Consider the following 24,059-nt stretch of genomic DNA (forward strand, 5'->3'; position numbering starts at 1 on the left):
CCCCGGCACGCCCGCCGCCCCGCCGGCACCGCCCGCACCACCCACCGCCCCGAACACGCCGGCGGCGGCATCCCCCATACCCAGCGCGACACCAGCAGCGCCGCAACCCACCGCGCCCACCGGCAACCAGGCACCCAAGACCGAACCGCAGTCACAGCCACAGCGCTAAGACGTATTCGTCCAATCGCAACGCCAGGGCGCCTCTCAACACCGGGAGTCCGGCGGACGCACACCGCGCGTCATCAATGCATGCAGGTGCCTCGCTCAGGACCATGGCGGAGGCTTGGAGGCGTCCGTCAGCCGCCACACCTCACCCCAAGATATCTAGGAGCAGCGCGCGACACCGTCCAAGGGCGCAGCTCTTGCCAATCCCCATTCCCGAATCTCCAATCCCCGCCCCAGGCAAGATTGCCCACCCACCAGCGCCTCGCTACAGTGGCGCCATGCCCAGCCTGATCCTGTTGATGATCGCCGGCGCCGCGGTGTTCGCGTTCTGGAACGCCTCGCGTGCGGCCGCCGAACGCGCCGAAATCCTCGGCCGCAACGCCTGCAAGGCCGCCGACGTGCAATGGCTGGACCAGAGCGTGCACGGCACCGGCCTGCGCCTGCGGCGCCTGCCCAACGGCTGGCTCGGCTTCGAGCGCAGCTTCCGCTTCGACTATTCCTACGATGGCACCGACCGCCACAGCGGGCGCCTGGTGCTGCTCGGCGATCAGCTGATCGCGTTCACCGGGCCGTCGGTCGCCAGCGTGAGCAGCCTGCAGGAAGCCCGCGCGCAGCGCGACTGAGCCGTGCACCACGGCCGCGCACCGATACCGATACCGATACCGATACCGATGGCGTGCGGCATGTCGTGTCGGGCGACAGCGAAGCTGAGTGCGCGGGCGATGCGCATGCCACCTGAAATGGACGGCGAATGCAGGAGCGGCTTCAGCCGCGATGGGCGTCACCGGTAAGCCCGTCGCGGCTGAAGCCGCTCCTGCGACGGAACAACGCGGTGCGCGGCGCGCGCGCACCGGAAACGCCAACGCTTGGATGGGTGAAGCGCGGCCACCGAGGCCGCGCATCGGCTACTTGACCACGCGCAGGCGCGGCCGCTTGCCGGCGTCGTCGGATCCGCCCGGCCGCGGCGGTGGCGGGGTGTCGTCGCCCGGCGGCTCGCTGGCGCCGTGGATGTCGTCCGGCAGCGCCATGCCCTGCCCGGTTTCGCGCGCATACACAGCCAGCACCGCGGACATCGGCACCTGCACCGGATAGCTGACGCCGCCGAAGCGGGCGGTGAAGCTGACCCCGTCGTTGTCGATCTGCAGACGCACCACGGCGCGCTCGGCGATGTTCAGCACCACCCGCCCGTCCTTGACCGCGCTCGGCGGCACCTGGACGCCGGGCAGGCCCGCATCCACCAGAATGTGCGGGGTCATGCCGTTGTCGTTGATCCATTCCACCAGCGCCCGCAGCAGGTACGGGCGATGGCTGGTCATGCGGGAAGTGTCGTCGCTCATGCGCCCATTCTACGTGCCGGCGCGCAATGCCGGTACAGCTCGGAAGACAATGGAGACGGCGCGGCGGACAGCATCATGCCGGCAGGTCGCGCAGTTTCTTTTCCTGATCGGTCAGGCTGCGGATGAACCCCGGATTGCGGAAGATGCGGTTGCCGTAATCCTCGATCGCCTTGCCGTCCTTCGGCAGCGGGATATCCAGCGCCTGCAGGCGCCAGATGATCGGCGCCATCGCGCAGTCGGCCAGGCTCATCTCCGGATTGAGGAAGAACTTGCTGGCCTTGAACAGCGGCACCGAGGCGGTCAGCAGTTCCTTCAGGCGCTTGCGCCCGGCTTCGGCCTGGGCCTTGTTGCCGAGCTGGATCGCCTGCACCTGCGGCACCCAGTCGTGCTCGATGCGCAGCATCGCCAGGCGCAGGCGCGCGCGCGAAAGCGGATCGACCGGCATCAGCGGCGGATGCGGATAGCGCTCGTCCAGGTACTCGCTGACCACCGAGGCGGCGTACAGCACCAGCTCGCGCTCGACCAGGGTCGGCACCGAGTGGTAGGGATTCAGGTCGATCAGATCTTCCGGCGGATTCTGCGGATCCACCGCCACGAAATCGTAGGTCACGCCCTTGGCCGCGAGCACCAGGCGGACGCGGTGGCACAGGACATCATCCGTGGAGGAAAACAACGTCAAGGTATTTCGCATGCGCAAACTCGCCGCCATTCAAGGCTCTCCGACGGCCGGAATCCGCCGGCCGCATCGACGCCGCCAGCACATTGCGGACGGTCGTCACGGCCCCTGAGTGTGCAACCCTCGCTCACAAAAGCCAATAGGATGAACAGGGGATCGGCTCAGCAACGGTGCAGCCGGGACGCGACCGAAACGGCCGCGACTCAATGCACGTCCTTCCAGTATTCCTTCTTCAACAGATACGCCAGGAAGGTCAGCAGCGCCAGGAACAGCACCACCCACACGCCCAGGTTCTGCCGCTTCAGCGCCGCCGGCTCGCCGGCGTATTCGAGGAAATTGCTGATGTCGCGCACCGTCTGGTCGAACTCGACCGGGCTCTGCTTGCCCGGCGTCGCCAGTTGCAGCCGCTCCACCGGCTTGTCCACGCCCGGCTGCTCGGCCTTGCCGTAGACCGGCTGCTGCAGGCCCTGCAGGTCCCACAGCGGATTGGGCATGGAGGCGTTGGCGAACAGCTTGTTGTTCCAGCCCAGCGGCCGCGACTGGTCGAGATAGAACGACTTGAGGTAGGTGTAGACCCAGTCGGTGCCGCGCACGCGGGCGATCAGGCTCAGGTCCGGCGGCGCCTTGCCGAACCATTTGGTCGCCGCATCGTGCGGCATCGCCGTCTCGATGTGTTCGCCGATCTTGGCGCCGGTGAAGTTGAGGTTGTGCATCACCTCGTCCTCGCTCAGGCCCAGATCCTCGGCCATGCGCTGGTAGCGCAGGTACTTCAGCGAATGACAGCCGGAACAGTAGTTCATGAACAGCTTGGCGCCGCGCTGCAGCGAGGCGCGGTCGCCCAGGTCGTTGCCGGCCTGCAGGGTGGCGGCACCCTCGGCGGCCATGGCCGAGGCGGACAGCAGCAAGGCCGACGCGACGCCGGCGAGCACAGCGATCAGGCGCTTAGTCATGGCTGCTCACCCGCTCCGGCACCGGCTTGGTTCGATCCAGCGAGGTCCATATCGGCATCGTCAGGAAGAAGGCGAAATACAGCACGGTCAGCACGCGGCCGATGTAGGTCTCGATGATCTCGGTGCCGGGGCCGGAACCGATCACGCCGAGCCAGACGAAGCACACCGCAAGAATCCCCAGCATCACCCGCGAGATCCAGCCGCGGTAGCGGATCGACTTGACCTTGGCGCGATCCAGCCACGGCACCAGGAACAGGATCGCGATGGCCGAGAACATCACCAGCACGCCGCCGAGCTTGTTCGGCACCACCCGCAACATCGCGTAGTAAGGGGTGTAGTACCAGACCGGCTTGATGTGCTCCGGCGTCACCAGGCGGTTGGCCTCGGTGAAGTTGTCGTGCTCCAGGAACAGGCCACCGAAGCCGGGCGCGAAGAAGATGATGAAGGCGCCGATCATCAGCAGGAAACCGACGCCAACCAGGTCCTTGACCGTGTAGTACGGATGGAACGGGATGCCGTCGGCCGGCTTGTTCGGGCTCCAACGGTTGCCCTTGGGCCCCTTCTTGATCTCCACGCCGTCGGGATTGTTGGAACCGACCTCGTGCAGCGCACCCAGGTGCAGCACCACCAGCAGCAGCAGCACCAGCGGCAGGGCGATCACGTGCAGGGCGAAGAAGCGGTTGAGGGTGGCGTCGGACGGCAGGTAATCGCCCATGATCCATTCGGTCAGGCCGTTGCCGATCACCGGGATCGCGCCGAACAGCGAGATGATCACCTTGGCGCCCCAGAACGACATCTGCCCCCAGGGCAACACGTAGCCCATGAAGGCTTCGGCCATCAGCACCAGGTAGATCAGCATGCCCAGGATCCACACCAGCTCGCGCGGCTTCTTGTAGCTGCCGTACATCAGCCCGCGGAACATGTGCAGGTACACCACGATGAAGAACAGCGAGGCGCCGGTGGAGTGCATGTAGCGGATCAGCCAGCCCCACTCGACGTCGCGCATGATGTACTCGACCGAGTTGAACGCCTCGGCCGCGCTGGTCTTGTAGTGCATCGTCAGGAAGATGCCGGTGACGATCTGGTTGACCAGCACCACCATCGCCAGCGAGCCGAAGTAGTACCAGAGGTTGAAGTTCTTCGGCGCGTAGTACTCGGTGACGTGCTTGCGGTAGAACGGCATCAGCCCGGGGGCGCGCTCGTTGACCCAGTCGAACACGTTGCCCGCGGTGCGGGTGAGGATGTTGTCGGCCATGACTTACGCCCCTCCCTTCGCGGACGCGCTCGGGTCCACGCCGATCACCAGCGTGTTGTCGTCCTGGTAATGGTGCGGCGGCACCAGCAGGTTGATCGGCGCCGGCACGCCCTGGAACACGCGGCCGGACATGTCGAAGCGCGACTTGTGGCAGGGGCAGAAATAGCCGCCCTTCCAGTCGGGGTCGTAGGGTTCGGGGCGGATCTCGGCGACCATTTCCGGCGAGCAACCCAGATGGGTGCACAGGCCGACCAGCACCGAGACGTCGGGCTTGATCGAGCGGTACTCCGGATTCTTCAGCACGTAGTCCGGCTGCTGGTCCTTGTTGGTGGACTCCGGATCCTTGAGCCGGCTGTCCAGCGACGGCAACGCATCGAGCATCGCCTTGGAGCGCTTGACGATCCAGATCGGCTGGCCGCGCCATTCCAGGATCAGGCGCTGCCCTTCCTGCAGGGCGCTGATGTCGGCGGTGACCGGCGCGCCGGCCAGCTTGGCCTTTGCGCTCGGATTCCAGGACTTGATGAAAGGAACCGCGACGAACCCCGCACCGACCGCGCCCACGACGGACGTGGTGGCAGTGAGAAAGCGGCGGCGTCCTACATTTACAGAATCGTTGACCCCATCGTTGGCCATCCGGCACTCCGATCTGTGATTGGGTAGCGTGAGGCTGCCAGCAGCTCGGTGGGGGTCGAGCCGCACTGAATCCACTGCAGTGTAGCGGAACCCTTAACGCGCCGACAATGGACGCGCAACGCCTCCTGCCGGGCCGCGGCGACGGCTCAATGCGCGGTCGCCAGCACGCCGCGGTAGCGCTCGGCGAGCACGCCCACCCGCTGCACGTAGCGTTGGGTCTCGCTGTACGGCGGCACCCCGCCGTGTTTGTCTACCGCGCCTTCGCCGGCGTTGTAGCCGGCCGCGGCCAGGCTGAGGTTGCCGTTGAAGCGCTTCAGCAGCCACGCCAGGTACTGCACGCCGCCGCGAATGTTTTGCGCTGCATCAAACGAATCGCTGACGCCGAAGCGGCGCGCGGTCGGCGGCATCAGCTGCATCAGCCCCTGCGCACCGGCGCGGCTGAGGGCCGTCGGGTTGTAGGCGGACTCGGCGTGGATGATGGCGCGCACCACCGCTTCGTCGACACCGTACTCGCGCGCGGCGGCGGCGATCTCGCTCTGGTAGGCGGTGGTGTTCAGGCGCACCGCACCGAAGTTGACCCCCGGATTGGCGCAGGCGTAGCAGGTTTCCATGAAGCTGTAGCGGATCGTGCGCACCGCGCCGAGATTGGCGACCTGGGTCGGACGCGCACTGGTGTAGTGGCGCACGCCGTCCTTCATGTACGAATACAGCTGACCGCTGACCAGACGCCGCGGCGCGCCACTGCTGCTGGGCGACACCGGGGCGACCCGATTGGGCACGGCGTTGGCGGTCACCGGGGCCGGGGCGGCGACCGGCGCGCTGATCAGGGTGGCCGGCGCCACGGTGCCGGCGCTGGCGATGACGCCGCGGCTGGGCGGCCGCTCGGTGCTGGCCCTGGCCGGCGCAGGCGCCGGGGCGGCCCGCGCGGCGCGGCGGTCGGGGGTGTAGCGGCCGATCACGCTACAGCTGGCGCCGGACACGCGCTTGCTGCCGTAGCTGGGCACGCCGTCGTTGCCGGTGCACTTGTACAGGGTGCCGGCGCTGGCCGGCGCAGCCGTCAACGTGGCGAGTCCCAGCCCCAGGAGCCACAGCATCCCCTTCATGGCGGCGAGTGTCCCAACTTCCCCGCCGCTTGCCAAGTCCGCACCGTCCGGGGCCGGAGCAGCGCCGGGCGGCCAGTGCGCCCTCCCCGGCCGTATCACCTACTCCACCGGTGCCGGCTCCGGCACCTGCTCCAGCAACGCGTTCAGCACCCCGCGCAGCGCCGTCCGCACCTCGGCCGTGGCCTCCAGACCTGCGAACGGCACGCCGATGGTCAGCAATTGCGCCGCCAGCCACGGCACGGCGTCGGCCAGCAGCGACAGCCGGCAGTGGCCATCGGCCTCGTCCTGCAGGGTGCCGCACCACAGTGGAATGCGCGCCCCCAGCTCGGCGGCGCTGCCACGCAGCCGCACACTGAGGGCGAAACCCATCGCCTGCGGGCTGTAGCGGATCGCCGCGTCGACCATGGCCGCCGGTTCCTGCGGCGGCAGGCGCAACGCCACCGCCACGCCGAGCTGCAGGGGCGGCACGATGCGCTCGGCGCGGAAGGTGCGCCAGTCGCCGCGGTCACGGTCCCAGGCCAGCAGGTACCAGCGGCGGCCGGCGTTGACCAGGCGCAAGGGCTCGACCAGCCGCTCGCTGGCGCGCCCGGAATGGTCGCGGTAGACGAAACCGAGCAGGCGCCGGTCGCGGCAAGCGCTGGCGACCCCGATCAGCACCCGCGTGTCCGGCCGCAGCGGGTCCTGGCCCAGCGCCAGGGTCGCCCCCTGCAAGGCCTCGGCGCGCTGCCGCACCCGCGTCGGCAGCAGCGGTTCGAGCTTGGCCAGCACCCGCACCGCGGTGTCCTCCAGGCCGGCCATGCTGGCGCAGGCCGCGCGCAGCGCCACCGCGACCGCCACCGCTTCGTCTTCCTCGAACAGAAGCGGCAACATCTGCGCGCCGGCCGCCAGCCGGTACCCGCCGCCGACCCCGGCCGCGGCCTCCACGGCGTAGCCCAGCGCGCGCAGCCGCTCCACGTCGCGGCGCAGGCTGCGCCGGTCCACACCGAGCCGCGCGGCCAGCTCGGCGCCGGACCACAGCCGGCGGGTCTGCAGCAGGGCGATCAGGCGCAACAGGCGGGCGGCGGGCGATGACATGGATGCACGCTATTGCGGACAGGATCTGTCCGCAATGGGGTCTAGGGTGTGCAGACCGACCATCCAGGAGCCGCCCATGACCAGCGACCGCCACATCACCCTGTTCCACAACCCGCATTCGCGCTCGCGCGGCGTGCTGATCCTGCTCGAGGAACTGGGCGCCGATTACGCCATCGAGCGCATCGACTTCGACCGGCAGGCGCAACTGGCGCCGGACTACCTGGCGATCAACCCGATGGGCAAGGTGCCGGCGATCGTGCACGCCGGCGCGGTGGTGACCGAGCAGGGCGCGATCTACCCCTACCTGGCCGACCTGTATCCCGAGGCCGGGCTGGCGCCACCGATCGGCGACCCGCTGCGCGGCCCCTAGCTGCGCTGGCTGGCGTTCTACGGCGCCTGCTTCGAACCGGCGCTGGTCGACCGCGCGCTCAAACGCGAGCCGCCACCGCGGGCGATGTCGCCGTATGCCGATTGCGACACCGTGCTGGCGGTGGTGGACGCGCAACTGGCGCGCGGCGACTACCTGCTCGGCGCGCGTTGCAGCGCCGCCGACGTGCTGTGGGGCAGCGCGCTGGGCTGGATGCTGCAGTTCGGCCTGCTCGACCCGCCGGCGCCGACCCGCGCCTACGCCGCGCGCATGGCGGCGCGGCCGACGGTGCAGCGCGCGCTGGCGGTGGATGCCGCCGCGGGCTAGCGTCCTGCGCTGGCGCGCCGGCAGGGGTAAACTAGCCGGCTTCCTTTCCACCCGCCTGGATTAAGCGCCATGCCCGGGACCGTCCTGCATCCCCTGCCCTCCGCCGGCACCGCCGCCGCACCCGCGCCGGTGCGCGGCAAGCTGTACATCAAGACCCACGGTTGCCAGATGAACGAGTACGACTCGGCCAAGATGGCCGACGTGCTCGCCGCGTCCGAAGGCCTGGAGCTGACCGACAACCCCGAAGAAGCGGACGTGGTTCTGGTCAACACCTGCTCGATCCGTGAGAAGGCGCAGGAAAAGGTGTTCAGCCAGCTCGGCCGCTGGAAGGCGCTGAAGGCCGGCGGCAAGCCGGTGATCATCGGCGTCGGCGGCTGCGTGGCCTCGCAGGAAGGCGAGGCGATCGTCAAGCGCGCGCCCTACGTGGACCTGGTGTTCGGCCCGCAGACCCTGCACCGGCTGCCGGAGCTGATCCGCGCGCGCCGCGAATCGGGCAAGTCGCAGGTGGACATCAGCTTCCCCGAGGTCGAGAAGTTCGATCGCCTGCCGGAGCCGCGCGCCGAAGGCCCCTCGGCCTTCGTGTCGATCATGGAAGGCTGCTCCAAATACTGCTCGTTCTGCGTGGTGCCCTACACCCGCGGCGAGGAGATCAGCCGCCCGTTCGAGGACGTGCTGGTGGAAGTGGCACAACTCGCCGCGCAAGGCGTGCGCGAGATCAACCTGCTCGGCCAGAACGTCAACGCCTACCGCGGCCCCTACGCCGACGCCGAGGCCGGCGAGGAGACGCAGCACGCCGACCTGGGCCTGCTGATCCGCAGCATCGCGCAGATCGAGGGCATCGGCCGCATCCGCTTCACCACCTCGCATCCGCTGGAATTCAGCGACTCGCTGGTGGAGGCCTACCGCGACGTGCCGCAGCTGGCCAACTATCTGCACCTGCCGGTGCAGGCCGGCAGCGACCGCATCCTCAGCGCGATGAAGCGCGGCTACACCGCGCTGGAGTTCAAGCAGAAGATCCGCAAGCTACGCGCGGTACGCCCGGACATCTCGATCAGCTCCGACTTCATCGTCGGCTTCCCCGGCGAGAGCGACGCCGACTTCGACAAGACCATGAAGCTGATCGAGGACGTGGGTTTCGACCAGAGCTTTTCCTTCATCTATTCGCGGCGCCCGGGCACGCCCGCCGCCGACCTGGAAGACGACACGCCCGAGGCGGTCAAGCATGCGCGGCTGGCGCGGCTGCAGGCGCACATCAACGCGCATGCGCAGCAGATCTCGCAGAGCATGATCGGCAGCGTGCAGACCGTGCTGGTGGAAGGGCCGTCGAAGAAGAACCCGGCCGAGCTGACCGGCAAGACCGAGAACATGCGCTCGGTGAACTTCCCCGGCCATCCGCGCCTGATCGGCCAGTTCGTCGAGGTGACGATCACCGAGGCGCTGAGCAATTCGCTGCGCGGCCGCGTATCGGCAGCACAATAAGCTGTTACCTCTTGATCACGATGGCCGAATAAACATATAGAGCGGCGCTCAGGATCATTAAGACCACTCCATACGGGCAGCCTCCACAGCCGCGCTGCAAAGCCAGGGCGAAATTGAGACTGCTGACAGGCCCAAATTCAAGCCTTGAGCACACCAATGCCAGCCATTAAACGCATATCAGGGATCTGCCTGGGAATAGTCTTACTTGGACCGATCGCTGCGCACGCGGAGAACAATGGTGGCGTTAGCGGCATCCAATGCCTGAATCTACGACAGGATCCAACATCACCCACCTCGCCGGGCTTCCTTACACTTCCTTTTTACCAGCCGCATGTCGATAGCAGCTCGATAGACCTAGTGGTAACCGACATAGCGTTTCCGGAAAGCAATCGTTACACACTACAGGATCATTGGTCTTCGTCGCCGAAATCACCGCTGATCCCGATTACTCACTGGCGCATGTCAGAGTACACCGGCTTGGCTACAGCCGATCTGGCAGGCACACAACGGGCCCACCTAGACTCCTATGGCAAATCGGGAGAACAGATGATCGGTCGATGGGCAGGCTTTTGGATGAACACCCAAAATGACCCCACCCCGCTCGCCAATGGATCGCTTTCCACGAATGTAGGGTGCTGGTATCAATCACCGCCTTACGCGAGACTATTCTCGAATATCGCACAAGTCTTGGACGTCGCATTTGACACGGGCATTGAGCACGTTTCCGCAAGCGGGGGAGCGCATTCACAAGCCTATTTTCAAGCAATCGTGACGGACACAGGCGGTCGCTGCGACGACAAATGCGCTTTCAGTATTTCTGTCGGATACGCGGGTCCCGACATGACCGGGGCAATGCAGGAAGTCACTATCCGTGACGACACCGGCACGACCACCCTCCCTCTAGTAAATGCAGGCCTGGATGCGCCAAGATGGATTAGCAGGATGTCCGATTCGATGCATTTCCGAACCGGGACATTTGCGCCAGCGCGAGTCCATTTCCGCCTATCCCCCAGCCAACTGATACTGATGCGAAACGATGTCGCCCGTACCTTCGGCGCCTATCAAAAGCTTTCGCTGAATCCGCTGGACTACGCCTTGACGCTTCTCAATGTGAACGGCGAAGTTTATGACCCATGCAAAGCCAATGCAGGCAGTTGCACCGGCACATCACCCAGTCAACTCGGCATGAGTGTCGGCAACATCCGCGTCACAAGCGTGATACCTCACCAAGCGACTGGAACACCTGCCACCCTGGCAGGAGAAGAACCACTCATCGTCTTCCGAAACGATGCCGGCGAGCTGTTGGACTTCTCCGCAGAGCTAGGCCCAGAAGGGCCTATGCTGGACAGAATTGGCACCCAACTGACTACAGCCGACCCTTCGGCGACACATGCCAATGGAGTGCAGAGAGTCTACTTTCTGGACGGCAACCGTCACATCTTCGAAGCTTTCCGCACCAACGCATCCTGGCAACTCTGGGACATGAGCGCAGCGTTCGGCCTCGCAGATGCCTACAGTCCTCCACGTGCATACACGCCAAGCGACGGCATGACTCGCGTTTACTTTCGCGATGTTTCCGGCCATGTTCACGAAGTTCGCTTGACTTCAACAGGCTGGACAACGCGCGATCTTACGACCGCTACACAAGCGACAAATCTTCCAGCAGCCTTGGGAAGCCCGATTGGCTACCAAGCTGACGGCGCCGATAGAGTCGTTTATCGAGGCGTGGGAAATCAGCTCATTGAGCTGTTCCTTTGGAATGGCAATTGGCAAGCGTGGAACATGACAACAACGCCTGAGGCGGTGCCGGCAGCAGCCGATCCAACTGCTTTCGTCGACTCCGAAGGATCGGCTAGAGTGACCTATCGCGACATCAACGGTGCGCTCCATATGTTGAGCGCAGCGAGCACTGGATGGCATGACACCGACTTTGAGCACATGCCTGGGTTCGTCCCGGCACTTGGCTCGCCGTCAGGATTCTTAATGAATGGCAGTACGAACCTACTGTACCAAGGAGTCGATCATCACCTCTATCGTGTTGTGCTAGTGGACGGACAATGGGTGTCGGAAGACATGAGTCTTGTAGATGGCGCGGTATCCCTCGCTTCCGATCCAGCCGGATACACGGACGCCTACGGCACGCCTCGAATCGCGTACGTGGGGAACGATGGTCAGTTGCATGAGTTCTTTTGGCAAAAAGACTGGTTGCACCGCGACCTTTGAGATTTTGAAATGTTGCAAAGATGCAGTTGACTATCCAGCCTCTTGGTCAACGCTGAAGAGCGATTTGCGTGAAGAACTCTTGTCCAGAGGGTGCGCATCTGCGATTTTTTCGCCACAATAGCCTAGTGTCTTGCGCTGCAAGGCGTCCGCGCAGTTGTCCACAGGCTTTTGGACAATCGATCCACATTCATTGTGGACAACGTTGCCATCCCTGCAGCCGCGATGACTGCACAAGTGGCGGGGCGCGCTTGGCGCTGCTCCCCGAGGTGCACGGCGGCGACTTCGGCGTGCACACGCCCACACCGCCGCCGCGCGCCCTTCACTGGCCCGGCTACGCGCCGCGCGCTACCCTTTGCGCCCCTCTTTTTTTCGACGTCGCCGCCGGCGGCGCGCGCCCGCCATGACCACCCCCGCGCAACGCGACTTCACCCTGGATCCCGCCGACACCGAGCGCCTGGCCAACCTGGCCGGCCCGTTCGATGCGCATCTGCGGCAGATCGAACTGCGCCTGGGCGTGGAGATCTCCAACCGCGGCAACGTGTACCGGGTGACCGGGCCGGAGCCGGCGGTGGCGGCGGCCGAGCGGCTGCTGCAGGCGCTGTACGCCGAGGCCGACCACGTCGCCTTCGACGACCAGGAAATCCACCTGCGGCTCAACCAGTCCAACGTCGACCAGGTGACGCAGCGCGCGTACCAGCCGCAGGACGTGGCGATCAAGGTCAGGCGCGGCACGGTGCGCGGCCGCGGCGCCAACCAGGCCAAGTACCTGCACCAGATCGCCACCCACGACATCAACTTCGGCATCGGCCCGGCCGGCACCGGCAAGACCTTCCTGGCCGTGGCCAGCGCGGTGGAAGCGCTGAACGAATCGCGGGTGCAGCGCCTGATCCTGGTGCGCCCGGCGGTGGAGGCCGGCGAGAAGCTGGGCTTCCTGCCCGGCGACCTCACCCAGAAGGTCGACCCCTACCTGCGCCCGCTGTACGACGCGCTGTACGAGATGCTGGGCGTGGAGAAGGTGGTCAAGCTGCTGGAGAAGAACGTCATCGAGATCGCGCCGCTGGCGTACATGCGCGGACGCACCCTCAACGACGCCTACGTGATCCTGGACGAGGCGCAGAACACCACCATCGAGCAGATGAAGATGTTCCTGACCCGGCTCGGCTTCGGCAGCACCGCCGTGGTCACCGGCGACCTGACCCAGATCGACCTGCCCAAGCACGTCAAGTCCGGCCTGCGCGATGCCATCGAAGTGCTGCACGAGGTGGACGGAGTCAGCTTCACCTTCTTCGAGGCGCGCGACGTGGTCCGGCATCCGCTGGTGGCGCGCATCGTCAACGCCTACGAGAAGCGCGACGTGGTCGACCGCGCCAGCGGCCCGTCCGCATGATCCGGCCCTGGCCGGCGCTGCTAGGAACGCTGCTCGGCCTGGCCGGCAGTGCCGGCGGCCACACGCCTGAGCAGACGCCAGCCCAGGACCCGGCGCCGCAGCGCGTCGCCCTGGCGCAATCGCTGACCGCGCCGTGCGTGTCGATCGCGCAGGACACCGCCAGCATCGGGCTGCCGCGCGACGTCCTCGAGCGCGCCGCGGCGATCGCCCGCACTTCGCCGACCGCGCCGCTCGACGACGAGGCGCAACGCCTGGCCTGGATCGCCGGCACCCGCGCGCAGGCGCTGCTCGATGCGGCCGAAACCGCCGGTGCGACGCGCGACCGCTTCGGCTGCAACGCGCTGGCCTACGCAAAGGTGCCAGCGGACAGCTTCTACCTCGTCGGCCAACTGCTCGAACACAGCCAGGCCGCGGTGTGGCTGTCCGCGTCGGGGCGCTTCGCCGCCACGGTGGACATCCGCCGCGACAATCCGCAATGCCAGCGAGGCCCGATGGGCAGCCTGGCCTACCGCGTTGACGACGAAAAGATCCCGCTGCTGTTCCTGGTTGCATGCGTGACCTGAGCCTGCTGCTGCGCGCCTGTCGCGGCGCTTCGTAGCGACCGCACGCACCACACGGCAGTGAGCGACGTACACTGCGATGCTGCTGCCGTGCACGGGGAGGTGCCATGTTCCAGCGATCGTCGTCGTTCGCCTGTCTGCTCTGGCCGATCCTGGCCGCCTGCGCCGCGTCAGCGGCTGCCGCCGCGGCCGCGCCGCCCGCAGCAACGCCGGCGCGGCCCTTCGTCGAAACCAGCTACGTGGTGGCTCCCGGCATCGTGGGCGACTTCAGCCTGCGCAGCAGCAAGTACGACCCGGCCGCCAAGGCCGCCGGCGCCGGCTTCCTCTACGTGCTGAAAGACCATCCGGAACTGACCATCAACGTGTTCGTCTATCCCGCCGGACAAAAGGAATCGGCGCGGGCCATCGCCGACGGCATGGCGGGCTTCCGTGCCGATCTGGCCGCAGCGGTCTCCCGCGGCACCTACGCGGAACTGCACGAACTGGGCGCGCAACGATTCGAGCTGGGCATCGTCGTCGAACCGGCGCCGAAGGCCGGCAGCGCCCTGGACAAGGCGCTGGTCGCGGCGATCGCCGAGGCCCAACGTGTGCCCGGAGAAAAGCTGCGGATGGAACTGCGCCTCGACCCGGAGGATGCACCGGCCCGCTCCAACGGCTATCTGTTCTACAAACAGCTCTACTACTTCAAGGTGCGCGTGTCGGCCGCTGCGCAGGACATCGGACCGGATGCCTTCGACACCCTCGCCGACCAGGCGGCGCGCACGCTCGTGCCCGCCATCCAGGTGACCAATGTCGGCGGCTGCGCGACACCGACCATCCAGATCGACCCGAACGGCAAGCCGGAACAGGCGGCACTGCAGCTCGTCCGCCAGAGCACCCTCTACCAGGGCTTCAACTGCAGCAAATCCGCCGCAGACGCTGGCATCGACCGCGCGGCAGGCAATGCCGCTGTGATCGAGATCGCCTACGACGCCGGCGACTGGGCGTCGCCCTGAGCGCGCGTTAGCGCGATACTGTGGCTCCCACCGCAGCACCCGGCCGTTCCGCCATGACCAAAGGTCCCGTCCGCCTCGATGTCGGCGTCAGCTACGCCCTGCCCCGCGCCGGGCTGCCGGCGGCGCCGAGCTTCCGCAAGTGGGTCGCCGCGGCACTGAAGGGCCGCATCCGCGAGGCCGACCTGGCGATCCGTCTGGTCGACGACCGCGAAGGCCGCGCCCTCAACCAGCACTACCGCGGCAAGGACTACGCCACCAACGTGCTCAGCTTCCCGGCCGAACTGCCCGAGGGGCTGCCGAAGGGCGTCAAGCTGCCGCTGCTCGGCGATCTGGTGATCTGCGCACCGGTGGTGGCGCGCGAAGCCGCCGAACAGGACAAGCCGCTCAACGCGCACTACGCGCACCTGACCGTGCACGGCGTGCTGCACCTGCTCGGCTGGGACCACGAGGACGACAAGGAAGCCGAGGCGATGGAGCAGCTGGAGCGCGAGATCCTGGCCGACCTCGGCGTTTCCGACCCCTACGCCGGCGAGCGTTGATCCGAGATCCCACACCCGCTGTCGCGACCGACCCTCACCCCAACCCCTCTCCCGGGGGAGAGGGGCTTAATGTGTTCCCCACCACCCCGCGCTGGTCAAGCGCGAGCCCCGGCGGTAACGTGGCCGCGCGGCGATTGCCGCAGCCCCGTTTTCCTTCGAGGTTCCGTGCGTTGATCCGTCCCTCGCTCGTCCTGCTCGCGCTCGCCTGTGTCGTCCCCGCTGCCGTCGCAGCGCCTGCCGCGCTGCCCACTGCAACGCCTGCCGCCACCGCGACCGCCGATCCGGCCATCGACCTGCCGGCGCTGCTGGAATGCCGCCAGCACGAGGCCGACTTCGCTGCACTGGCGCCGCTGCTGGCCGATCCGCTGAAGGCGGTCGCGCACGGCTGGCGGCCGCTGCCGCAGTCCAACCTGTTCATGACCGAGTACGCGCTGACCCGGCCGATCCAGGTGTTCGGCTACAGCAGCGAGCGCATCGCCTTCTCCGGCGCCAGCGTGATGGCGATCCTGGACCTGCCCGACCCGCGGCCGCTGGCCAAGCGCCTGAATCTGGAAGCGGCGGTGGACACCCCGGAGAAGGCCATGTTCGGCCGCGAAGTGCTCAGCCGCGACGTCCACGATCCCAAGACCGGCGAGCCGATGATCGAGTCGATCATCCTCAGCGTGTCCACGGTGAAATCGCATCCCGGCAAGACACTGGCCGGCTGCAGCTACAGCCTGGACCTGCCCGAGGAGCCGGGCGCGGCACCGGCACCGGACGCGTTGCACACGCCGGCCAAGGGCGGCTGAACCCGCGCCGGCGGGCCGACCGGTGCGGGCCGCCGACGTCGCGATGCTGTCGCGAGCGCCCTGCTAGACTTGCGGCTACCGCCCGTTCGACCGGGCGCCTACCCACAGAACATGTCAGAAGACGGACCGAGTAGTACCTCCCCGGAATCCCACGAAAAACGTCGCGGCTGGCTGGAACGCCTGACCTCGGTGTTCTCCGGCGACCCGCACACCCGCGACGATCTGGTCGAGGTGCTGCGCGACGCGCAGCACGACGGCCTGATCGCCGCCGACACGCTGCGCATGATGGAGGGCGCGCTGTCGGTCTCCGAACTCACCGTCGGCGACGTGATGGTCTCGCGCGCGCAGATGGTGTCGCTGCCGGTGGAGTCGCGCTTCCTCGACCTGATGAAGCAGGTGGTCGAATCCGGCCACTCGCGCTTCCCGGTGCATGGGGAGAACAAGGACGACATCCTCGGCATCCTGCTGGCCAAGGATCTGCTGCGCGGCGTGGTCGCCGACCACGGTCCCGGCACGGTGCGCGAACTGCTGCGCCCGGCGGTGCTGATTCCCGAGTCGAAGAAGCTCAACGTGCTGCTCAAGGAGTTCCGGCTCTCGCGCAACCACATGGCGATCGTGGTCGACGAGTACGGCGGCGTGGCCGGGCTGGTGACCATCGAGGACGTGCTGGAGCAGATCGTCGGCGACATCGACGACGAGCACGACGATGCCGAGGACGAGGCCTCGCTGATCGCCGCGCAGGCCGACGGCCAGTACGTGGTGGATGCGCTGACCCCGATCGAGGATTTCAACGAGCGCTTCGGCGCCGACTTCCCGGACGACGACTACGACACCGTCGGCGGGCTGGTCACCGAGGCGATCGGGCACCTGCCCGAGACCGGCGAGGAACTGACCCTGGGCCGATTCGCGTTCCGTGTGGCGAAGGCCGACGCGCGCCGGGTGCAGGCGTTCCACGTCACCATCCTGCCGCCTCCCGCGCAGGACGGCGCTTGAGCACGCACCGCGTGCCGCGCTTGCGCGCGGCCTGCTGGCTGGGAATGCTGCTGGCCCTGTGGACCGGGCTGGCCTTCGCGCAGACCGCGCCTGCGGATCCGGCGGCACCGCCGCCGCTGGCCGCAGCGGCGCCCGCAGCGCCCGACGCGGCTGCGACCACTGCCGCCAGCGCCAGCAGCGACCCCGCACCGCGCATCGGCGTGGCGACGATGCAGCCCGGCGAAGTGTTCTTCGAGCGCTTCGGCCACGACGCCATCGTGGTGCTCGACACGCGCACGGGCCAGGCCACCTCGTACAACTTCGGTTTCTTCGACCCCAGCGAACCGGGCTTCGTCGGCCGCTTCGCCGCCGGCGACATGCGCTACTACCTGGTCGCCCTGCCGCTGCAGGAGGACCTGGAGCAATACCGCGAAGCCGGCCGCGGCGTCGACATCCAGTGGCTGGACCTGGCCCCGGCGCAGGCACGCGCGCTGCAGCAGGCGCTGGCTTGGCGCGCGCGCCCGGAAAACGCGCGCTACCGCTACGACTACTACACCGCCAACTGCGCCACGATGGTCCGCGACGCGCTGGACCGGGCCATGGGCGGCGCGCTGCACGCGCAGCTGTCGGGCCGCTCGCGCGGCAATACCTACCGCAGCGAATCGGTCCGCCTGGCCTCGCCGGCACCGTGGATGTGGCTGGGCTTCGACCTGGGCCTGGGCCCGTACGCCGACAAACCGCTGTCGCGCTGGGAAGAGGCGTTCGTGCCGATGCGCCTGGCCGAGAGCCTGAACGAGGTGCGCAACAGCGAAGGCCGCCCGCTGGTGCAGGCGCGCCAGCAGTTGCTGCCGCAGCGGCTGCCGCCGGAACCGCCGGAACAGCTGCGGCACTGGTGGCCGTGGCTGCTGGTCGGGCTGGTCGCGGCGGCGGGGGTGCTGGCGCTGGGCCGCCGCCCGCGCTGGCTGGCCGCGCTGGCGCTGCCATTCTGGCTGCTATGCGCGCTCGGCGGCACGGTCCTGCTGTACCTGTGGGGCTTCAGCGAGCATCGTGCCGCCTGGGGCAACCGCAACCTGTTGCTGCTGGATCCGCTGTGCCTGCCGCTGCTGTTCGGCGGCATTGCCGTGCTGCGCGGGCGCCGCCCCGGACGCTGGTTCGACGTGCTGCTGTGGCTGGTGGTGGCGCTGGCCGGTGCCGCGCTGCTGATCCACTGGCTGTCGATGCTGCAGCCGCAATTCAACCTGCAATGGATCGCATTGCTGCTGCCGGTGCACGCGGCGCTGGCCTGGGCGCTCACCCGCCCTCGCCCGCAGCCCTGATACCGTCGCGCAACTCGCCACGCGCGCCTCCGCCGAACCCACTCCCGCCATGGCCTCCGCGACCGCCAATCCCGCCTGCGTCATCAACTGCGTGCACTACGACGGCCATGGCCGCCGCCACGACATCGCCCTGGAGCAGATCAGCGACGTGCTGGCCGGCCACGACGACGGCTTCGTCTGGGTCGGCATGTACGAGCCCGGCGACGCGGTACTGCAGCAGCTCAAGGAGGAATTCCAGCTGCACGAACTGGCGATCGAGGACACCCGCAAGGCGCACCAGCGGCCCAAGGTCGAGGCCTTCGGCAACTCGCTGTTCCTGGCGGTGCACACCGCGCAGGTGATCGACGAACGCATCGTCTACGGCGAAACCCACGCCTTCCTCGGCGCGCGCTTCCTGCTGACCGTGCGCCACGGCGCCTCGCTGCCCTACGCGCCGGTGCGCGAGCGGCTGGAACGCGAGGCCTCGCTGATGAAACTCGGCCCGTCCTACGCGCTCTACGCGGTGCTGGACTATGTGGTGGACAACTACCAGCCGATCCTCGACGCCTTCCGGCAGAGCCTGGAACGGCTGGAGGCCGACATCTTCGCCGAGTCGTATCGGCGCGACACCGCGATCCGCCTGTACGAACTGAAGCGCGAACTCAACCAGATGCGTCTGGCGGTGGCGCCGCTGCAGGACGTGCTGGCGCACCTCAAGCGCCACCCCGGCCCGCTGATCGCCGAGGAGGTGCGGCTGTACGTGCGCGACGTGCTCGACCATGCGGTGCGCACCAACGACGCCATCGACACCCTGCGCGAGATGCTCGGTACCGCGCTGAGCGTGAACCTGTCGCTGGTCACCCTGGCCCAGGGCGAGACGGTCAAGCGCCTCGGCGCCTGGGCCGCCCTGCTCGCCGCCCCGACCCTGATCACCAGCTGGTACGGCATGAACTTCAAGCAGATGCCGGAACTGGAATGGCCCTGGGCCTACCCGCTGATGGTCGGCGGCGTCGCCGCGGTATGCGTGGCGCTGTATGTGGCGTTCAAGCGGGCGAGGTGGTTGTGAGCCGCCGCGTCGCGGCGGCGGGAATGGGGAAACGGGAATCGGGAATGGACAGCGCGCCGCAGTCGTGATGTAACGCTGCATCGTTAGGCGTGCAGCAATCATCCGTGACAGACGGCGCCATCAGGCGCCGCCGCTTTTCCCATTCCCAATTCTCCATTCCCCATTCCCATTCCCGCTCAAGCCACATACACCGACTTGATGTTCATGAACTCATGGATGCCATGCTCGGCCAGTTCGCGGCCGAAGCCGGAGCGCTTGATGCCGCCGAACGGGAGGCGCACGTCGCTCTTGACGATGGCGTTGACGAAGGCGGCGCCGCACTGCAGCTGGCAGGCCACGCGTTCGCCGCGGGCGCGGTCGGCGGTCCAGACGCTGCCACCGAGGCCGAAGGTGGTGTCGTTGGCCACGCGCACGGCTTCGGCTTCGTCGGCCACGCGCAGGATCGCCGCGACCGGGCCGAACAGTTCCTCGTCGTAGGCCGGCATGCCCGGCGTCACGTTGTCGAGAATCGACGCCGGATAGCCGGCGTGGCTGTCGCGCTCGGGCTCGCAACCGAGCAATGGCTTTGCGCCCTTGGCGATGCTGGCCTGCACCTGCTTGTGCAGTTCGTCGCGCAGGTCCTGGCGCGCCATCGGCGCCAGCGTGGTCGCCTCGTCCTGCGGGTCGCCGAGGCGGCGCTCGGCCGCGGCGGCGACGAAGCGGCGCACGAATTCGTCGGCGATCGCCTCCACCACGACGAAACGCTTGGCCGCGATGCAGGTCTGCCCGGCGTTGTCGAAGCGCGACTTCACCGCCGCGGCGACGGTGGCATCGAGGTCGGCGTCGTCCAGCACCACGAAGGCATCGCTGCCGCCCAGTTCCATCACGCACTTCTTCAACTGCCCACCGGCATTGGCGGCAATGGAGCGGCCGGCGCGCTCGCTGCCGGTCAGGGTGACCGCGGCCACGCGCGCATCGCGCAGCACCTCGGCAGCCTGGTCGTTGTCGATGTGCAGCACGTCGAACACCCCGTCCGGCACGCCGGCGTCGGCCAGCACCTTGCGGATCGCGTCGGCGCAACGCGGCACGTTGCTGGCGTGCTTGAGCAGGGCGACGTTGCCGGCCATCAGCGCCGGCGCCAGGAAGCGGAACACCTGCCAGATCGGGAAGTTCCACGGCATCACCGCCAGCACGCAGCCCAGCGGCTCGTAGCGCACGTAGCTGCGCTGCGCATCGGTGGCCACCGCCTGCTCGCGCAGGTAGTCCGCCGCATGCTCGGCGTAGTAATCGCAGGCCGCGGCGCACTTGTCGAGTTCGGCCAGCGCCTCCTTGCGCAGCTTGCCCATTTCCGCGGTCATCACCCGCTGGATCGCGTCGCGCTGTTCACGCAGTTGCGCACCGACCTTGCGCAGCAGCGCGCCGCGCTGCTCCAGCGGCGTCGCCGCCCAGCCCGGAAACGCCTGCGCCGCAGCGGCCAGGCGCTGTTCGACGGCGGCGGCATCCATCAGCTCGAGACTGTATTCGACCTGGCCGTTGGCCGGATTGACGGTGTCGTAAGGCATCGCGCGGACTCCTGGAAAAATGTCAGGCCAGCCTAGCGCCGTGGACGTTGCGGCGACGTGGCGATGCCAGAGAGCGCGATGGCTCACAGTGTTCCGCGTGGCCTGTATGAGTCGACTGTCATGCAGCAGCCAGGAGCGACGCGCCGTGCTTTCCGATGGCGCAATGCGTCGGGACTGGAGTCCCTCCCACAGTGCACCAGGCAAGCTCGCCGCACGATCCTGTGGGAGCGGCTTAAGCCGCGACAGGCCTTACCGGCAATGCGTGTCGCGGCTGACGCCGCTCCACGGAAAAGCAGCACACATCACCCCCCCTGCTGTTGCGCCAACTGCATGTCGCGCTGGCGGCGTTTCTCGCTGCGCGCCATCAGCCACCAGCCGACGAACGCGGCGATCGAGACCGTCAACACCATCAGCGTGGCCAGCGCATTGATCTTGGGCTTCAGGCCCATGCGCACCGACGAGAACACGGTCATCGGCAGCGTGGTCGAATCCGGGCCGGCGACGAAGTTGGCGATCACCACGTCGTCCAGCGACAGGGTGAACGCCAGCAGCCAGCCCGACACCAGCGCCGGGGCGATGATCGGCACGGTGATCAGGAAGAACACCTTGAGCCGGTTGGCGCCCAGGTCCATCGCCGCCTCCTCCAGCGAGCGGTCCAGCTCCTGCAGGCGCGAGGACACCACCACGGTGACGAAGGACAGGGTGAAGGTGACATGCGCCGCCCAGATCGCCATCACGCCCTTGGGCGGGATGCCGAGCACGCCGCCCATCGATACCAGCATCATCATGATCGACAGGCCGATGATCACCTCCGGCATCACCAGCGGCGCGGTCACCAGCGCGCCGAACAGGCTCTTGCTGGGGAAGCGGCGGAAGCGGGTCATCGCCATCGCCGCCAGCGTGCCGAGCACCATCGACGCGGTGGCGGTCCAGAACGCCACCTTCAGGCTGATCCACGCCGCCTGCAGGATCTGCCGGTCGCGCAGCAGTTCGCCGTACCACTTGGTGGAGAAGCCGGCCCACACCGTCGCCAGCTTGGAGGCGTTGAACGAATACACCATCAACAGCAGGATCGGCAGGTACAGGAAGGCGAAGCCGGCGCCCAGCACGGTCCAGCGCAATACCCTGCCCATGCCGCCGCGCGCGCCGCTCATGCCTGACCGCCTTCGAGCTGGCGCTGCTGGTAGCGGTTGAAGATCAGGATCGGCACCATCAGCAGCGCCAGCATCGCGATCGCCACCGCCGAGGCGGTCGGCCAGTCGCGGTTGTTGAAGAACTCGCCCCACAGCACCCGGCCGATCATCAGCGTGTCCGGGCCGCCGAGCATCTCCGGGATCACGAACTCGCCCACCGCCGGGATCATCACCAGCATGCAGCCGGCGACGATGCCCGGCCGCGACAGCGGCAGGGTCACGGTCAGGAACGCCTTCCACGGCGGCGCACCGAGATCGTAGGCGGCCTCGAGCAGGCGCTGGTCGAGCTTGACCAGGGTCGCGTACAGCGGCAGCACCATGAACGGCAAGTAGCAGTAGACGATGCCGATGTAGGCGGCGACCGGCGTGTACAGGATATGCAGCGGCGCATCGATCAGGCCCAGCGCAAGCAACGCCCGGTTGAGCACGCCGTTGCTGTCGAGGATGCCGATCCAGGCGTAGACGCGGATCAGGAACGAGGTCCACGACGGCAGCACCACCAGCATCATCGCGATGTTGCGCGCCGACGGCGACAGCCGCGCGATCGCGTAGGCCATCGGGTAACCGATCAGCAGGGTCAGCGCGGTGGAGATGCCGGCGATCTTGATCGAGCCCCAGTAGGCCTCGATGTACTGGTGGTCGCGCAGCAGCGCCAGGTAGTTCTGCAGGGTCAGCTTCAGCGTCAGCACGCCGTCGCGGACTTCGAGCAGTTCGCTGTACGGCGGGCTGCGGATCGCCTGCTCGGCGAAGGAGATGCGCAGCACGATCAGGAACGGGATCGCGAAGAACAGCAGCAGCCACAGGTACGGCGCGGCGATCACCAGCCAGCGCAGCGCCGGCAGCGACCTCAGGCGCAGGCGCTGCTGCAGGCGCAGCCGTGGCGTCGGTTGCGCTGGCACCGGGACGACGGGCGCGCTCATGCGGTCAGCACCACGCCGTCGTTGTCGTCCCACGACACCCACACCGTGTCGCCCCAGGTCATGCCTTCGCTGTCCCAGCGCTTCTGGTTGGCGAAGTTGGATTGCACGCGGATGCCGCTGGGCAGACGCACGTGGAAGATCGAGTGGCTGCCGAAATAGGCGATGTCCTCGATGGTGCCGCGCGCCTTGTTGTAGGTCTGCTCCGGTTCGCCCTTGGTGATCCAGACCTTTTCCGGACGCACCGCAAACGCCACTTCCTGCCCTTCCACGCCGGTGATGCCGTGGCTGATGTAGATCGGCACCGGGAACTGCGGGCACAACACGGTCACGTGGTCGGGATGGTCCTCGCCGATGCGGCCCTCGAACATGTTCACCGAGCCGATGAACTCGGCGACGAAACGGCTGTTCGGCGACTCGTAGATGTCGCCCGGCGTGCCGACCTGGCGGATGCGGCCATGCTCCATCAGCGCGATGCGCGTGGCCATGGTCATCGCCTCCTCCTGGTCGTGGGTGACCATCACGCAGGTCACCCCCGAGGTCTCGATGATTGAGACCAGTTCCAGCTGCATCTGCGAGCGCAGCTTCTTGTCCAGCGCGCCCATCGGCTCGTCCAGCAGCAGCAGTTTCGGCCGCTTGGCCAGCGAGCGCGCCAGCGCCACGCGCTGCTGCTGGCCGCCGGAGAGCTGGTGCGGCTTGCGCTTGCCGAGCGTGCCCAGCCGCACCAGCTCCAGCATCTCGCCGACGCGGCTGGCGATGGCGCTGCGCGACAGCCCGTCCTGCTTCAGCCCGAAGGCGATGTTCTGCTCCACGCTCATGTGCGGGAACAGCGCGTAGGACTGGAACATCATGTTGAGCGGGCGCTGGTACGGCGGCAGCCCATCCAGCGGCTGGCCGTCGAGCACGATGCGGCCGCGGCTGGGCTGCTCGAACCCGCCCAGGCAGCGCAGCAGCGTGGACTTGCCGCTGCCGGAACCGCCGAGCAGCGCGAAGATCTCGCCCTGGCCGATGTCCAGGTCGATGTCGTCCAGCGCGACGAAGCCGTCGAACTCCTTGCGCAGGCCGGCGATGGACACATAGCCGGCACCCTTGGCCGGCGGCGGTGCCGGCAGATGGTCGGTTCTCGCTTCGCTCAACGCCATCGGTGATTCCCCGTGAAGCACGCCGTCGTGCGGAGCGCCGCTGCGGCGGCGACCGCGGCGCGGTGAGTCTCAGTG

The 24,059-nt window shown here is 67.6% G+C and carries 22 protein-coding genes and 1 pseudogene; 12 read left to right on the forward strand and 11 right to left on the reverse strand.

The window, feature by feature from the left end; genetic code table 11:
- Positions 1-443: 443 nt before the first annotated feature.
- On the forward strand, positions 444-788 hold the full coding sequence (locus CEK65_RS10960; protein ID WP_017908204.1) for a DUF3301 domain-containing protein: 345 nt from the start codon (positions 444-446) through the stop codon (positions 786-788).
- Positions 789-1,070: 282 nt separating this feature from the next.
- On the opposite strand, the gene CEK65_RS10965 is transcribed toward CEK65_RS10960, so the two are convergent.
- The 7 genes from CEK65_RS10965 to CEK65_RS10995 form a co-directional block, all read right to left on the reverse strand.
- Positions 1,071-1,502, reverse strand: a complete 432-nt coding sequence (locus tag CEK65_RS10965) for a ClpXP protease specificity-enhancing factor (protein WP_017908205.1) — start codon at positions 1,500-1,502, stop codon at positions 1,071-1,073.
- Between the two features lie 73 nt (positions 1,503-1,575).
- Positions 1,576-2,211: a glutathione S-transferase N-terminal domain-containing protein gene (locus tag CEK65_RS10970; protein WP_010342124.1), complete on the reverse strand. Its 636-nt coding sequence runs from the start codon at positions 2,209-2,211 to the stop codon at positions 1,576-1,578.
- A gap of 170 nt (positions 2,212-2,381) precedes the next feature.
- Positions 2,382-3,128 (reverse strand): cytochrome c1, encoded by a 747-nt coding sequence (locus tag CEK65_RS10975; protein WP_026144236.1) that lies wholly within the window; start codon positions 3,126-3,128, stop codon positions 2,382-2,384.
- Positions 3,121-4,383: a cytochrome bc complex cytochrome b subunit gene (locus CEK65_RS10980; protein ID WP_017908207.1), complete on the reverse strand. Its 1,263-nt coding sequence runs from the start codon at positions 4,381-4,383 to the stop codon at positions 3,121-3,123. Before CEK65_RS10980 ends, CEK65_RS10975 begins: the two co-directional genes overlap by 8 nt.
- A gap of 3 nt (positions 4,384-4,386) precedes the next feature.
- Positions 4,387-5,016 carry a ubiquinol-cytochrome c reductase iron-sulfur subunit gene (gene petA, locus CEK65_RS10985; RefSeq protein ID WP_026143542.1) on the reverse strand — a complete coding sequence of 210 codons (630 nt, stop codon included), beginning with the start codon at positions 5,014-5,016 and terminating at the stop codon, positions 4,387-4,389.
- Positions 5,017-5,162: 146 nt separating this feature from the next.
- The gene (locus CEK65_RS10990; RefSeq protein ID WP_152181741.1) at positions 5,163-6,119 is read right to left on the reverse strand and encodes a lytic transglycosylase domain-containing protein; all 957 of its coding nucleotides are present in this window, start codon (positions 6,117-6,119) and stop codon (positions 5,163-5,165) included.
- A gap of 99 nt (positions 6,120-6,218) precedes the next feature.
- Entirely contained in the window at positions 6,219-7,193 is a 975-nt protein-coding gene (locus CEK65_RS10995) for a WYL domain-containing protein (RefSeq protein WP_152181742.1), read from the reverse strand.
- 76 nt (positions 7,194-7,269) lie between these two features.
- Here CEK65_RS10995 and CEK65_RS11000 point away from each other — a divergent pair.
- From CEK65_RS11000 to CEK65_RS11050, 11 genes and pseudogenes are all read left to right on the forward strand, one after another.
- Positions 7,270-7,887: pseudogene (locus CEK65_RS11000) on the forward strand (glutathione S-transferase).
- A gap of 69 nt (positions 7,888-7,956) precedes the next feature.
- Positions 7,957-9,366, forward strand: coding sequence for a tRNA (N6-isopentenyl adenosine(37)-C2)-methylthiotransferase MiaB (miaB, locus tag CEK65_RS11005; RefSeq protein ID WP_152181743.1), 1,410 nt, complete (start codon positions 7,957-7,959; stop codon positions 9,364-9,366).
- Between the two features lie 156 nt (positions 9,367-9,522).
- The gene (locus CEK65_RS11010; protein WP_152181744.1) at positions 9,523-11,589 is read left to right on the forward strand and encodes a hypothetical protein; all 2,067 of its coding nucleotides are present in this window, start codon (positions 9,523-9,525) and stop codon (positions 11,587-11,589) included.
- A gap of 400 nt (positions 11,590-11,989) precedes the next feature.
- Positions 11,990-12,976, forward strand: coding sequence for a PhoH family protein (locus CEK65_RS11015; RefSeq protein ID WP_152181745.1), 987 nt, complete (start codon positions 11,990-11,992; stop codon positions 12,974-12,976).
- On the forward strand, positions 12,973-13,539 hold the full coding sequence (locus CEK65_RS11020) for a hypothetical protein (RefSeq protein ID WP_152181746.1): 567 nt from the start codon (positions 12,973-12,975) through the stop codon (positions 13,537-13,539). Before CEK65_RS11015 ends, CEK65_RS11020 begins: the two co-directional genes overlap by 4 nt.
- Before the next feature lie 104 nt (positions 13,540-13,643).
- On the forward strand, positions 13,644-14,531 hold the full coding sequence (locus CEK65_RS11025; RefSeq protein ID WP_226980551.1) for a hypothetical protein: 888 nt from the start codon (positions 13,644-13,646) through the stop codon (positions 14,529-14,531).
- Between the two features lie 53 nt (positions 14,532-14,584).
- Entirely contained in the window at positions 14,585-15,070 is a 486-nt protein-coding gene (gene ybeY / locus CEK65_RS11030) for an rRNA maturation RNase YbeY (protein ID WP_017908182.1), read from the forward strand.
- A 242-nt stretch (positions 15,071-15,312) separates the two neighbouring features.
- Complete coding sequence (locus CEK65_RS11035) at positions 15,313-15,858, forward strand: hypothetical protein (protein ID WP_226980553.1); 546 nt, start codon at positions 15,313-15,315, stop codon at positions 15,856-15,858.
- Positions 15,859-15,969: 111 nt separating this feature from the next.
- Positions 15,970-16,851 carry a transporter associated domain-containing protein gene (locus CEK65_RS11040; RefSeq protein WP_026144230.1) on the forward strand — a complete coding sequence of 294 codons (882 nt, stop codon included), beginning with the start codon at positions 15,970-15,972 and terminating at the stop codon, positions 16,849-16,851.
- Complete coding sequence (locus CEK65_RS11045) at positions 16,848-18,146, forward strand: DUF4105 domain-containing protein (protein ID WP_226980552.1); 1,299 nt, start codon at positions 16,848-16,850, stop codon at positions 18,144-18,146. Before CEK65_RS11040 ends, CEK65_RS11045 begins: the two co-directional genes overlap by 4 nt.
- Before the next feature lie 49 nt (positions 18,147-18,195).
- A complete protein-coding gene (locus CEK65_RS11050; RefSeq protein ID WP_017908178.1) occupies positions 18,196-19,191 on the forward strand; it encodes a magnesium and cobalt transport protein CorA in 996 nt (331 codons plus the stop codon).
- Between the two features lie 176 nt (positions 19,192-19,367).
- On the opposite strand, the gene CEK65_RS11055 is transcribed toward CEK65_RS11050, so the two are convergent.
- The 4 genes from CEK65_RS11055 to potA all read right to left on the reverse strand — a co-directional run bounded on the left by CEK65_RS11055 (position 19,368) and on the right by potA (position 23,984).
- Positions 19,368-20,732, reverse strand: coding sequence for an NAD-dependent succinate-semialdehyde dehydrogenase (locus tag CEK65_RS11055; RefSeq protein WP_152181748.1), 1,365 nt, complete (start codon positions 20,730-20,732; stop codon positions 19,368-19,370).
- Positions 20,733-21,034: 302 nt separating this feature from the next.
- A complete protein-coding gene (locus tag CEK65_RS11060) occupies positions 21,035-21,886 on the reverse strand; it encodes an ABC transporter permease subunit (RefSeq protein WP_152181749.1) in 852 nt (283 codons plus the stop codon).
- Positions 21,883-22,845, reverse strand: coding sequence for an ABC transporter permease subunit (locus CEK65_RS11065; RefSeq protein ID WP_152181750.1), 963 nt, complete (start codon positions 22,843-22,845; stop codon positions 21,883-21,885). The genes CEK65_RS11060 and CEK65_RS11065 overlap by 4 nt, the downstream gene beginning before the upstream one ends.
- Positions 22,842-23,984 (reverse strand): polyamine ABC transporter ATP-binding protein, encoded by a 1,143-nt coding sequence (gene potA, locus CEK65_RS11070; protein ID WP_017908174.1) that lies wholly within the window; start codon positions 23,982-23,984, stop codon positions 22,842-22,844. The genes CEK65_RS11065 and potA overlap by 4 nt, the downstream gene beginning before the upstream one ends.
- Positions 23,985-24,059 lie beyond the last annotated feature (75 nt).

Origin of the sequence: Xanthomonas sp. LMG 12459, from assembly GCF_009192905.1 — a bacterium.
Lineage (GTDB): Bacteria > Pseudomonadota > Gammaproteobacteria > Xanthomonadales > Xanthomonadaceae > Xanthomonas_A > Xanthomonas_A sontii.